Here is a 12149-nt window from a genome sequence, read left to right on the forward strand (position 1 = left end):
GAGATGGAGGAAAGCGACGCCGTACGTTCTGCCCAGCGGGCCTACCATCACACCGTGGAGCCGGCGCGGCCTCGTCGGCCGCCCGCGATGAGCCCCCCCCGACGCGCCCACGACGCACGCGGCCACCGCCCCGGCGGCCTCTCGGTGCCGGGGCGGTGGCCGCCGCGCGCGTCGCGGGACCGGATCAGACGGTCTTGATCGCCGGGTCGGAGACGCCCGGGGCGCCCGTCTCGACGTGGCCCGCGAAGCGCCGCAGGAAGGTGGCGTCCGCGTCGGAGACCACCGAGACGTCGTACCAGCGGCCGGTGGCGCGCAGGTCGACGGTGTGGGAGACGGTGGCCCCCGCGTTGACCTTGAAGGTCTGGGCGGCGCCGCCGTAGGAGTTGGTCACCGTGAGGTTGACGGCGGTCGTGCCCCCGTTGGTCAGGGTCAGGGCCAGGTTGCCGGTGGCGTCCGCGTGGCGGGCCGTGACCTCGGGGCCGCCCTTCTTCGTCGGGCCCTTCCAGGTGCGCAGGAAGCCGTTGGGGCCCCACACCGTGAGGTTGATCTGGTTGCCGGTGGAGCTGCTGGTGCTCCAGGTGTCGGAGAGGGTCTTGCCGGCCTCGACGGTGTAGGGCCAGGGGCCGTCCGTGCGGTTGCCCGAGGTGCTGTGGAAGTGCGCGCCGAGCGAGGCCCCGGAGGAGAAGGTCAGGGTGAACTTGGCGGTGGAGACGGTGGCCTTGCCGTCCACGTACGGGCTGTAGCGCAGCGCGCGGGTCGGCTTGGCGCCCGCCTCCTGCTTGGGCAGCGCGCCCGTGGTCGGCGGGACCGGGTGGTAGGAGGGGTGCGCGTTGTGGTCGGGCGGCAGGTAGCCGGCCGTGGAGGGCAGCGCGGCCGGGGAGGCGTCCGCCTTGGTGAAGTCGAAGGCGGAGGTCAGGTCCCCGCAGACGGCGCGGCGCCAAGGCGAGATGTTGGGCTCCTGCACCCCGAAGCGCTTCTCCATGAAGCGGATCACCGAGGTGTGGTCGAAGGTCTCGGAGCAGACGTATCCGCCCTTGCTCCACGGGGAGACGACGATCATCGGGACGCGCGGGCCGAGGCCGTAGGGGCCGGCCGCGTAGCCGCCGCCCCCGGCGTACAGGTCGCGGGTCACGTCCGCCGTGGACAGGCCCCAGGCGGAGGAGGTCGGCGGGTACGGGGGCACGACGTGGTCGAAGAAGCCGTCGTTCTCGTCGTAGGTGATGAAGAACGCCGTCTTCGCCCACACCGCCGGGTTCGCGGTCAGCGCGTCCAGGACCTGGGATATGTACCAGGCGCCGAAGTTTACCGGCCAATTCGGGTGCTCGCTGAAGGCCTCGGGGGCCGCGATCCAGGACACCTGGGGCAGGGTGCCGCCCACGACGTCGGCGCGCAGCTTGTCGAAGTAGCCCTCGCCCGCCTTGGCGTCGGTGCCCGTACGGGCCTTCTCGTACAGGGCGCTGCCCGGCTGGGCGTTGCGGTAGCTGTTGAAGTAGAGCAGCGAGTTGTCGCCGTAGTTGCCGCGGAAGGCGTCGCCGATCCAGCCCCAGGATCCGGCCGCGTTCAGGCCGTCGCCGATGTCCTGGTAGATCTTCCAGGAGACCCCGGCCGCCTCCAGGCGCTCCGGGTAGGTCTTCCAGCCGTAGCCGGCCTCCTGGTTGCCGAGGACGGGGCCGCCGCCGGTGGCGTCGTTGCCCGTGTGACCCGTCCACATGTAGTAGCGGTTGGGGTCGGTGGCGCCGATGAAGGAGCAGTGGTAGGCGTCGCACACGGTGAAGGCGTCGGCCAGGGCGTAGTGGAACGGGATGTCGTTCCTGTTCATGTACGACATGGTCGTCGTGGTCTTGGCGGGGACCCACTTGTCGTACTTGCCGTTGTTGTAGGCCTGGTGGCCGCCGGCCCAGTCGTGGTTGAGGCCTTCCACGAACTGCATGCCCAGGTCGTTGACCTGCGGGTGGAAGGGCAGGACGTCCTTCGTCCCGTTGGACTGGTAGAAGACGGACTTGCCGTTGTCCTGAAGGACGGGCCGCGGGTCTCCGAAGCCCCGGACCCCCTTCATCGAGCCGAAGTACTGGTCGAAGGACCGATTCTCCTGCATGAGGACGACGATGTGCTCGATGTCCTGGATGGTGCCCGTGCTGCCCTGCGCCGGAATGGCGGCGGCGCGCGCGATGCTGTCGGTGAGCATCGTCGCGGCGGCGGTGCCTCCGGCGATCTGGAGGAACCGGCGGCGGTTGAGTTCAGCCATGGGTGACGACCTCTGGGGGTGAGGGGGGAGTCGAGGGGCGCCCCAAGGACAGCGGTCCTGGGGTACCGGACGGAGATCCCCGTCTGACGTCGGGCCGTACAGCGGGCGAACGCCAAGGACGGCCCGACGGGTGTGCGGGACCCGTCACGAAGTCGCCGCTCCGCCGCGAAAACGGTAAGGGCTACCCCCTCGCGACAACAGACCCTCGCGTCACAGGAGTTGGGATCCCCGCCGTCGCCGCGCGTCCGAACGGTCTTCTACTCGGCGGCCGGGGCGGGGAGATGAGCACCCGCACTCGGGCCCGCGTCGACCCGCCCTGCCCTCGTGAGGCCATGACCAGGCCGCTCCGGAGGCCCCGGCTGGGGCCCGGGCGCGTACGACGTGACGGACGCCGAGCCGTGCGACCGGGACGCGGCGGTCGGCGCCGCGCTGCGGGCCCACGGCGTGCGGGCCCCGGTCCGGCACCTGCCGCCGCCGGTGGCGCGGGGGGTGCCGGACGTGCCCAGGGCCCGGTCGCGGGTTGGATCTCGCGACCGGGCCCTGGAGGACCACCTCAGCTCGCTGCGGGCTCCTCCGGCGTGAGGCGCAGGGAGATGCTGTTGATGCAGTAGCGCTGGTCGGTGGGGGTCGGATAACCCTCACCTTCGAACACGTGACCGAGGTGAGAGCCGCAGGTGGCGCAGCGGACCTCGGTGCGGACCATGCCGTGGGCGGTGTCGGCGATCAGCTCGACGGCCTCGGTGTCCTTCGGGTCGAAGAAGGACGGCCAGCCGCAGTGCGACTCGAACTTCTCCGTGGAACGGAACAGCTCGGCGCCGCAGCCGCGACACGAGTAGACGCCCTCCGCCTTGGTGTCGGTGTACTCGCCGCGGAAGGCCGGCTCGGTGCCCGCGAGGCGCAGCACCTGGTACTCGGACGGGGTCAGTTCGGCCTGCCACTGCTCGTCCGTCTTCTGGACCTCGTACGCCATGACGTTCCCGCTCCCTCAGTTCGACAGACGGGCGAGGATCTGGGGTCCCAGGTCCGTGACGTCGCCCGCGCCCATGGTGAGAACGAGATCACCGGGCTTGGCCATTCCCGCGATGACGTCGGCGACGGCCGCCTTGTCGTGCTCGGGGGTGACGTCGGCGCCGGCGGTACGGGCCGCGGCGATGATGATCTCGCTGGTCACCCCGGGGATCGGGTCCTCGCGGGCCGGGTAGATGTCGAGGACCACGGAGGCGTCGGCGAGGGAGAGGGCCCGGCCCATCTCCTTGCCGAGTTCCTGGGTGCGGGAGAAGAGGTGGGGCTGGAAGACGACCAGGATGCGGGAGTCCCCGGCGGCGCCGCGGATGGCCTCCAGGTCGGCGGTCATCTCGGTGGGGTGGTGCGCGTAGGAGTCGATGACCTGCACGCCGGCCGCCTCGCCCTTGAGCTGGAGGCGGCGCTTGACGCCGGTGTACTTGCCGAGCGCGGAGGCGAGGTTGTGCGCCGGGATGCCGAGGGCGACACCGGCGGCGAGGGCGGCGACCGCGTTGTGCGCGTAGTGGCGGCCGGGCACGGAGACGGTGAAGGTGAGCATCCGGCCGTCGATGACGACGGTGACCTCGCTGGTCAGGCCGCGCGGGGTGACCTTGGTGACGCGGACGTCGGCGCCCTCCGCCTCCCCGTAGGTGACGACCTTGAGGTCCGCGTTGCCGGCGACGCGGCGGGCGATCTCGGCGGCGCCCTCCTGCCCGTGGGCGACGATCAGGGTGCCACCGGGGACGATCTTCGAGACGAAGGTCTCGAAGGATTCGTAGATCTCCTCCATCGACGCGTAGTTCGCGTGGTGGTCGAGCTCCGCGTTGAGGATGATCGCGACCTCGGGGGCGTACTTGTGGAAGCTGCGGTCGCTCTCGTCCGCCTCCGCCACGAAGATCTCGCCCTCGCCGTGGTGGGCGTTGGAGCCGGGGGCGTCCAGGTCGCCGCCGATGGCGTACGAGGGGTCCAGGCCCAGTGCCGAGAGGGAGACCGCCAGCATCGAGGTGGTGGTGGTCTTGCCGTGCGTGCCGGCGACGGCGATCGGGCGCAGCCCGTCCATCACGGAGGCGAGGGCGTCGGAGCGGTGCACGACCGGGATGCCCAGTTCGGCGGCGCGGGCCAGCTCCGGGTTGTCGGCGCGGATGGCGCTGGAGACGACCACGCAGCTGGAGTCGGCGGCGAGGTGGCCGGCGGCGTGTCCGATGTGGACCGTGGCGCCGTGGGCGCGCAGGGCCCCGGCGGTCTCGGAGTCACGGGAGTCGCTGCCGGCCACCACCGCGCCGCGCTGGGCGAGGATCTTCGCGATGCCGGACATGCCGGCGCCGCCGATGCCGATGAAGTGGGGCCGTTCCATCGCGGTCGGCAGGCCGGGCTTCATTCAGGTCGCTCCAGGGAATCGTCGTGCGCTGGGTCTACGGGTGCGTGCCCCCGCGAAGGGGTGCGTGCCCAGCCTATTCGTTGTGGGCGAAGAGCTTGAGCACCGGAACCCCCACCTTGTGACGGGCCCGGGAGGCCCAGTCCCGGTGGAAGAACTCCTCCACGAAGTGGGGGGCGGTCAGGACGATCACCTCGTCGGCGTTCGTCTCTTCCACGACGGCCTTCAGTTTGTCGAGGGGGTGGTCGTCGATGACCTGGCCGACGGCCGTGGCGCCCTTCTTGCGCAGGGCGACGAGGGAGGCGTGGAGGGCCTGTTCGGCCGGCCCCCGGGCGTCGTCGCCCTCGGGGACGTCACCCTCGTGGACGGCCTCGGGAAGCTCGCCGAGCGCGACGTCGTCGATGGCGCGGAGCAGTCGGTCCTGGTCGCCGCGAGGTTGCATCAGGACGAAGAAGGAGACCCGGTCGTCTCCGTGCAGGGTGGTGACGAAGTCCACGTCCACCGTGGTCAGCGGCTGCTCGATCATCAATACGCTCGTGAACACGGACGCCCTCTCCTTCATGCGCGGGGGCCGGTCGGCCGGCCCCTGCGGAAACCATCCTGCCCCGCTGTCGCGGGGCCTTGCCGTGTTATCTGTGCCCAGGAACCTGCCCGCCGGAAGCAAAGCGGAACGTGAAATTCCGCCTACTTGTCAGATCCGACGGTAGCTCGTGAAGAGGAAGCCGGCCTCTTCCAGTACGCAGGCGGGCGCGAGCCGGTGCGGAACCGTGACGGAGGGCCCGCCGGAGATCCGCTGGGCGCCACCCGCCGTGAGCGTCGGGGAGATCGTCAGGCACAGCTCGTCCAGCACGTCGGCGGCGATGAACTGGCCCAGCAGCCGGGGCCCGCCCTCGGTGAGCTGGCGGCGCAGCCCGCGCGCGGCCAGCTCGCGCACCGCCCGGGCCGGGTCCGCTCCCGCTCCGTCGCCCGCGACGACCACCTCGACACCGGCCGCGCCGGCCGCGGCCACCCGTTCGGCCGGGGCGCCGGCTCCGGTGACCACCAGGGTGGGCACCAGGGGGGAGGTGAACAGGGGGAGGGTGAAGTCCAGGTCGAGGGAGGCGGTGACCACCGCGACGGCGGGGGCCGGCCCCTGCCCGGCCGCCTTGCGCCGCTGCGCGAAGACCTCCCGGGCCCGAGCCGGGCGGTAGCCCTCCTGGCGAACCGTTTCCGCTCCGACGACCACCACATCGGCGAGCCCCCGCAGGGTGCCGAAGATCCGCATGTCGCTCTCGCCGGAGATGGCCTGCGACCGGCCGTCGTGCTGGGCCGCCCCGTCGAGGGTGGAGACCATGTTCGCCCGCAACCAGTGGCCGCCGGGGATCGGATCGGGGTAGGCGTAGGCGTCCGCCAGCTCGTCCAGGGACCACTCCCGGTCGACCGACGGATCACCGCTCGGATCGGCGGGCCGGGGGGCGGCCGGGTCGACGGACCGGGGGGCGGGAGCGGATGTCTGATCGGTCACAGGGAACAGGCGTCGCATCGGTGCAGTCTGACACGCCGCGTAGAGTTAAGGGCTGTGTCAACTTCACTCTCGACCTCCGGTTCGGCATCCTCCGGGCGACCCCCGATAGCCGACGCGGGCCCCCTGGCCCTGTGTGCCCGTGAACCGCGCGTGCCCGCCGAACGGCTGGTGGCCGAGATGGTGCCGCCCCCGCGCTTCGACTCCGTGCGCTTCGACACCTACGACCCGGACCCCGACCAGCCGAGCCAGACCGAGGCCGTCAGCGTGCTCAGCGGCTTCGCCGCCGGCCTGGGCGGGGCCCACGCGAGCGGCGCCGCCAAGCGGCGCTGGTTCTCGAAGAAGCCCGCCGCGAGCACCGGCCCGCGCGGGGTCTACCTCGACGGCGGCTACGGCGTCGGCAAGACCCACCTCCTGGCCTCCCTGTGGCACGCCACCCCGGCCGAGCCCGCCCTCAAGGCGTTCGGCACCTTCGTGGAGCTGACGAACCTGGTCGGCGCCCTCGGCTTCCAGCAGACCGTGCAGACCCTGGGCGGACACCGTCTGCTGTGCATCGACGAGTTCGAGCTCGACGACCCGGGCGACACCGTCCTCGTGTCCTCCCTGCTCCGGCGGCTCGTCGAGCAGGGCGTGGCGCTGGCCGCCACCTCCAACACGCTGCCCGGCAAGCTCGGCGAGGGCCGCTTCGCCGCCGCCGACTTCCTGCGGGAGATCCAGGGGCTGTCGGCGCACTTCCGGCCGCTGCGCATCGACGGCCAGGACTACCGCCACCGCGGCCTGCCCGAGGCCCCGGCGCCCTACTCCGACGAGCAGGTCACGAAGGCCGCGTACGCCACGCCCGGGGCGAGCCTCGACGACTTCCCCGGACTGCTGGAGCACCTGGCGAAGGTCCACCCGAGCCGCTACGGAGCCCTCACGGACGGGATTGCCGCCGTCTGCCTGACCGACGTCGGCCCGGTGCCCGACCAGTCGACGGCCCTGCGCCTGGTGGTCCTCGCCGACCGGCTCTACGACCGCGAGATCCCGGTGCTGGCGTCCGGCGTCCCCTTCGACCGTCTGTTCAGTGAAGAAATGCTCAACGGCGGTTATCGGAAGAAGTACTTCCGGGCCATATCGCGGCTCACCGCGCTCGCCCGCGACGCGAAGCCCCTGGTATCCCAGTAGGTTTGGCACGGCCGGAGCGATCTTCTCGCGCCCCGGCCGTTGCCACTTCTGCGAAGGGATCACCATGGCCACCACGCGTACCGCCCACACCAACTGGGAGGGCAACCTCCTCAAGGGTTCCGGCGTCGTCACCCTCGACTCCTCGGGCCAGGGCTCGTTCGATGTCTCCTGGCCCTCCCGCGCCGAGGCCGCGAACGGCAAGACCAGCCCGGAAGAGCTGATCGCCGCCGCGCACTCCAGCTGCTACTCGATGGCCCTCTCGCACGGCCTGGACGGCGCCGGCACCCCTCCCACCCGCGTGGAGACCAAGGCCGACGTCACCTTCCAGCCCGGTGAGGGCATCACCGGCATCCACCTGACCGTGCGCGCCGAGGTCCCCGGCCTGGACGCGGAGGCCTTCGCCGCCGCCGCCGAGGACGCCAAGAAGAACTGCCCGGTCAGCCAGGCCCTGACGGGTACGACGATCACCCTGAGCGCCGAGCTCATCTGATCCTCCCACCGCCATCGGGCCCCCTGTGTACGGCTCGGGGGCCCGGTGGGGTGACGGGCCGGCCGCCGCGCACGCGTCGCGGGGCCGGGCCCGGTGCGCCGTGGTACCACGGGCCGGTCACATCTCCAGTCCCACCACGGGGAGTTGCCGATGTCCGTCACCCGACGCAGCCTGCTCGCGGCGGCCTCCATCACCTTCACCGGGACGACGGGCGCCCTCTTCGCGGGGAACGCCGCCGCCACCCCCCGGGCCGGCCGGGGGTACGGGGCGCTGTTGCCCGATCCGCGCGGGCTCCTCGACCTGCCCGCCGGCTTCTCCTACCGGGTGCTCAGCCGCGCCGGCGACCCGCTCCGCTCCGGCGAGGGGACGGTGCCCGCCAACTGTGACGGGATGGCCGCCTTCGACGCGGGCGGGGGCCGGGTGCGCCTGGTCCGCAACCACGAGAACCGCGCCGACGCCGCGCTGCGCGTACCGCCCGTGGCGGGGCTCACGTACGACCCCGCGGCCCTGGGGGGCTGCACCGCCCTGGAGTTGGATCCGGCGGGTTCCGTCGTCTCGGAGCGGGTCGCGCTGGCCGGGACGGCCGTCAACTGCGCGGGCGGGCGGACCCCCTGGAACACCTGGCTGAGCTGCGAGGAGACCGAGGAGCGGGCCGGCGACTCCGGGTACTCCCGCGACCACGGCTACGTCTTCGAGGTGGACCCGGCCGACCCGCACCGCCTGGGCGCGGTGCCCCTCACCGCGATGGGCCGCTTCGCGCACGAGGCCGTCGCCGTGGACCCGCACCGGGGGGTGGTCTACGAGACCGAGGACGCCTTCGTACGCCCCTTCGGGCTGTTCTACCGGTTCCTGCCCCACCGGCCGCGGGGAGGACCCGGCTCGCTGCGGGCGGGCGGACGCCTGGAGGCGCTGCGCGTGCCCGGGGTCGCGGACCTGTCGGTGGTGACGGAGCCCGGCACGGAACTCCCGGTGCAGTGGGTCCCCGTACCGGACCCCTCGGCCGCCGGGACCCCGATCCGTTTCCAGGACTTCGGCCCGGGCGGGATCACGCACGCGCAGAAGCTGGAGGGCTGCTACTGGGGCGACGGCGGCGTGCACTTCGTCTCCAGCTTCGCCCGCTCCCACGACGGGTCCGCCGCCGACCACCACGGCCAGGTGTGGTTCCACGACCCGCTGCGCGCCCGGATCAGGCTCGACGCGCGCTTCGGGGCGGCGGCCGACGTCGACCTCCCCGGGGACTCCCCCGACAACATCTGCCTGGCCCCCGACGGCGGGCTGATGGTGTGCGAGGACGGCGGCGGTCACCAGTACGTCTTCGGAGTGACCCCGGCCGGAGAGGTCTACCCGGTGGCCCGGGGCGCCCAGGACGTCGGCGGGCCCGGGGCCCCGGCATGGGGGGAGTTCGCGGGAGTCACCTTCTCCCCCGACCTGCGGACGATGTACGTCAACGCCTACGCGCCGGGGACCACCTTCGCGGTGACGGGCCCCTGGAGGTGACGTCCGGGCCCCGCCCCCGGTCGCGTCGCGGTCCCGTTCGCCGTGATGCGGGGCGCGTGGCCGGCGCACCCGCCGGCCGACTTCGATGTGACCGAGTGCCGTAAACGTCCGCTTGCCACATAGTCATATATTTTGCGTATGTGATCCTCTCTGTACGCAATTCCGTACGCACAGTAGCGGCCGTCGCCGCACTCGGTGCCGCCCTCGCGGGATGCGGGGGCGGTACGGGCGCCCCGCAGGGCTCCGGGCAGGCCCGGATGGGCTCCCCGGGGGCCTCCGCCGCCCCGGGCACCCCGGCCTCCCCCTCCGGCGCCTCCCCCTCAGGCGCCGCCGTGTCCCCGCAGCCGGGCGCGCCCGGCAAGGCCCCGACGCTGGCCCCCGGTCCGAACGGCCTGACCCCCGTCTTCGAGCGGGCGCGCCGGCGCACGGACAAGGTGGTGGCCCTGACCTTCGACGCCGACATGACCTCCGACCAGGGCCCGCGCGCCGCCTCGGGGGAACGTTTCGACAACCCCGGGCTGATCTCCACCCTGCGCGGCCTCCAGGTGCCCTCTACGGTCTTCATGACGGGCCGTTGGGCCGAGGAGTACCCGGACCAGGCGAAGTCCATCGGCACCGACCGGAACTTCGAGATCGCGAACCACTCGTACAGCCACCACGCCTTCAAGTCCCCCTGCTACGGGCTGCCCACGCTCGACGAAGAGGGGGCCCGCGCCGACGTGGAGCAGGCCTTCGAGGCCTTCCGCGCGGCGGGCGCGGTCAACACCGTCCCCTACTTCCGCTTCCCCGGCGGCTGCTACGACGACCGGGCGCTGCGGGCGCTCGCGGCCGCCAAGGTGACCGCCGTCCAGTGGGACGTGGTCAGCGGGGACGCCTTCGCGAAGGACCCCGACGCGGTGGCGGAGGAGGTCCTGGCCGGGGTCAAGCCCGGCTCGGTGGTGGTGATGCACTGCACGCGCAGCGCGGCGCCCGTCACCGAGGAGGCCGTCCGGAAGATCGTCCCGGAGCTGCGCAAGCGCGGCTACCGCTTCGTGAAGGTGTCCGAACTGATGGGCACCTGAGCCGCGGGCCCTGCGAGGAAACGATTCAGCCGGAGCAGGCGGTGCGCTGGGCGTCCTGCCACTCGCACACCGGGCACAGCACCACGCCCGGGGTCGCCACCCCGTACTCGGTCGGCTTGCCGCACTCCACGCAGTCCGCGTAGGGCGGCCCGGGCACCCGCCCGGCGGGGACGCTCGGCGCGGGGCAGTACGAGGCGCTGTCCTGCTGCTCTTCCATGCGTACGAGCCTACTCGCGCCGGCCGGGTCGACCCCCGGCCGGGCGGGACCGCCCGGACCCGGCGGTCAGTGTCCGGCCGCCGTCTCGACGGCCTCACTGGGGCGGACGATGACGAAGCCCTCGCCGCTCAGCTTCAGCTGGACGGCCTCGCCGGAGCCCCCGCGGATCATCGAGCCGACCGACTGGGAGCGGTGCAGTCCGGTCTCCAGCCGCGCGCTCCAGCCGACGACCGCGTCGGTGTCCACGTACACGGGTGCCTGCGGGGTGACCGGTATGACGATCGGGCTGGCGTCGCAGACCACCGCGAGCCGGCCGGTGCCGGTGAAGACGCTGTTGAAGAGGCCGCCGCCGGTCATACCCGCACCCTTGATCATCTTGATCTCGTAGGAGAGCGTCGGGTCGAAGCACAGGACGTTGCGGCCGTTGACGCTCAGCGCGTCGCCGGGCTCGAAGTCGATGAGGAAGCAGTGGCCGCCCCGGTGCCCGAACCACGCCTCGCCGCGACCGCGTACGGACATCAACGCGAGCCCCTCGCCGGTGACGGCGCGCTTGAGCATCCCGCCGATGCCCTGGCCCTGGCGTTCGAAGCGGAGGTCGCCGCGGAAGGCGACCATCGAGCCCTGGCGGGCGAACATCTCGCCGTCGACGGCGTACTTGACCGACTTGGCGTTCTGGAGGGACATGCCGGGCGCGGTGAACGGCGCGGCGGTGTGCTCGGAGGCGAAGAGATCACTCTGCATGGCTCCGATCCTCGCCCGACGCTCGGACCCGGGACATCATCCTCAGGTCGGAGGCCGGCATCCTTGGCCGGATGAGCACCGAAGACACCCGGCAGAGCCCCGACGTCCCCGCCGTGGGGGCGGACAGCCCGTTCCGGCGGGAGCACGCGCTCCGCGACGAGGCCCCGCAGTTCGTCCTGCCGCTGGTCGTCCACATCGAGAAGGACGCGCCGCCCTCACGGACGGACGCCCTGGAGACGGCGGCCCGCGCGGTGCTCGTGCTGCTGACGGACGAGCGGGCGCGGGGCGAGGGCGAGTGGGCCGCCGCCGTGCGCGACTGGCAGGACGCCCGGATCCGCAAGGTGGTCCGGCGGGCCCGCGGGGCGGAGTGGCGCAAGGCGGGGAACCTGCCGGGGATCACCGTCGAGGGCGGGGCCGCCGAGGTGCGGGTCTTCCCGCCCGTTCCGCTGGACGGCTGGCCCAAGGAGCTGGCCAAGCTCCAGGTGTCGGGCACCGACCTGGACGACCCGGAGCCGCCCCCGCCGGTCGGGGCGGGGGCGGCGGTGCTGTGGCTGAATCCGGAGCTGGACATGTCGGCGGGCAAGGCCATGGCCCAGGCCGGGCACGCGGCCCAGTTGGCGTGGTGGGAGCTGTCGGCCGCCGAGCGCGAGCGGTGGGCGGCCTCCGGTTTCCGACTCGCCGTGCGCCACGCGGCGCGCGAGGAGTGGGCCGCGCTGAGCGGGAGCGGGCTGCCGGTGGTGCGGGACGCCGGTTTCACCGAGATCGCGCCGGGCTCCTGCACGGTGGTGTCGGACCATCCCGCCCTGCGGGCCCGGCTCTGAGGACGCGCGCTCGCCGTGACCGCCTGCGGCTGGCG

The 12149-nt window shown here is 72.7% G+C and carries 12 protein-coding genes; 5 read left to right on the forward strand and 7 right to left on the reverse strand.

What is annotated here, in order from left to right; translation table 11 throughout:
- Window positions 1-184: 184 nt before the first annotated feature.
- The 5 genes from ACIOD1_RS16090 to ACIOD1_RS16110 form a co-directional block, all read right to left on the reverse strand.
- Window positions 185-2245 carry a phosphocholine-specific phospholipase C gene (locus tag ACIOD1_RS16090; protein ID WP_365616682.1) on the reverse strand — a complete coding sequence of 687 codons (2061 nt, stop codon included), beginning with the start codon at window positions 2243-2245 and terminating at the stop codon, window positions 185-187.
- Between the two features lie 553 nt (window positions 2246-2798).
- Complete coding sequence (msrB, locus tag ACIOD1_RS16095; protein WP_365616680.1) at window positions 2799-3215, reverse strand: peptide-methionine (R)-S-oxide reductase MsrB; 417 nt, start codon at window positions 3213-3215, stop codon at window positions 2799-2801.
- A 15-nt stretch (window positions 3216-3230) separates the two neighbouring features.
- Entirely contained in the window at window positions 3231-4625 is a 1395-nt protein-coding gene (gene murC, locus ACIOD1_RS16100) for a UDP-N-acetylmuramate--L-alanine ligase (RefSeq protein ID WP_365616678.1), read from the reverse strand.
- 73 nt (window positions 4626-4698) lie between these two features.
- On the reverse strand, window positions 4699-5166 hold the full coding sequence (locus ACIOD1_RS16105; RefSeq protein WP_365616676.1) for an indole-3-glycerol phosphate synthase: 468 nt from the start codon (window positions 5164-5166) through the stop codon (window positions 4699-4701).
- Window positions 5167-5313: 147 nt separating this feature from the next.
- Window positions 5314-6144: a pyrimidine reductase family protein gene (locus ACIOD1_RS16110; RefSeq protein ID WP_365616674.1), complete on the reverse strand. Its 831-nt coding sequence runs from the start codon at window positions 6142-6144 to the stop codon at window positions 5314-5316.
- 36 nt (window positions 6145-6180) lie between these two features.
- Between ACIOD1_RS16110 and zapE the strand changes: the two genes are divergently transcribed.
- From zapE to ACIOD1_RS16130, 4 genes are all read left to right on the forward strand, one after another.
- Window positions 6181-7287 carry a cell division protein ZapE gene (gene zapE / locus ACIOD1_RS16115; protein ID WP_401902787.1) on the forward strand — a complete coding sequence of 369 codons (1107 nt, stop codon included), beginning with the start codon at window positions 6181-6183 and terminating at the stop codon, window positions 7285-7287.
- Between the two features lie 64 nt (window positions 7288-7351).
- Window positions 7352-7777 (forward strand): OsmC family peroxiredoxin, encoded by a 426-nt coding sequence (locus ACIOD1_RS16120; RefSeq protein WP_365616670.1) that lies wholly within the window; start codon window positions 7352-7354, stop codon window positions 7775-7777.
- A 150-nt stretch (window positions 7778-7927) separates the two neighbouring features.
- On the forward strand, window positions 7928-9274 hold the full coding sequence (locus ACIOD1_RS16125) for an alkaline phosphatase PhoX (protein WP_365616668.1): 1347 nt from the start codon (window positions 7928-7930) through the stop codon (window positions 9272-9274).
- Window positions 9275-9414: 140 nt separating this feature from the next.
- Window positions 9415-10335, forward strand: a complete 921-nt coding sequence (locus tag ACIOD1_RS16130) for a polysaccharide deacetylase family protein (protein WP_401902791.1) — start codon at window positions 9415-9417, stop codon at window positions 10333-10335.
- Window positions 10336-10360: 25 nt separating this feature from the next.
- Here ACIOD1_RS16130 and ACIOD1_RS16135 read toward each other — a convergent pair whose 3' ends face one another.
- Both ACIOD1_RS16135 and ACIOD1_RS16140 read right to left on the reverse strand, forming a co-directional pair.
- Window positions 10361-10552 (reverse strand): hypothetical protein, encoded by a 192-nt coding sequence (locus ACIOD1_RS16135; protein ID WP_365616664.1) that lies wholly within the window; start codon window positions 10550-10552, stop codon window positions 10361-10363.
- A 66-nt stretch (window positions 10553-10618) separates the two neighbouring features.
- Complete coding sequence (locus ACIOD1_RS16140) at window positions 10619-11293, reverse strand: AIM24 family protein (RefSeq protein WP_365616663.1); 675 nt, start codon at window positions 11291-11293, stop codon at window positions 10619-10621.
- A gap of 71 nt (window positions 11294-11364) precedes the next feature.
- Here ACIOD1_RS16140 and ACIOD1_RS16145 point away from each other — a divergent pair, with 71 nt between their 5' ends.
- Window positions 11365-12114, forward strand: coding sequence for an aminoacyl-tRNA hydrolase (locus ACIOD1_RS16145; protein ID WP_365616661.1), 750 nt, complete (start codon window positions 11365-11367; stop codon window positions 12112-12114).
- The last annotated feature ends 35 nt before the right edge of the window (window positions 12115-12149 follow it).

Source organism: Streptomyces sp. NPDC088097 (assembly GCF_044741845.1).
Lineage (GTDB): Bacteria > Actinomycetota > Actinomycetes > Streptomycetales > Streptomycetaceae > Streptomyces.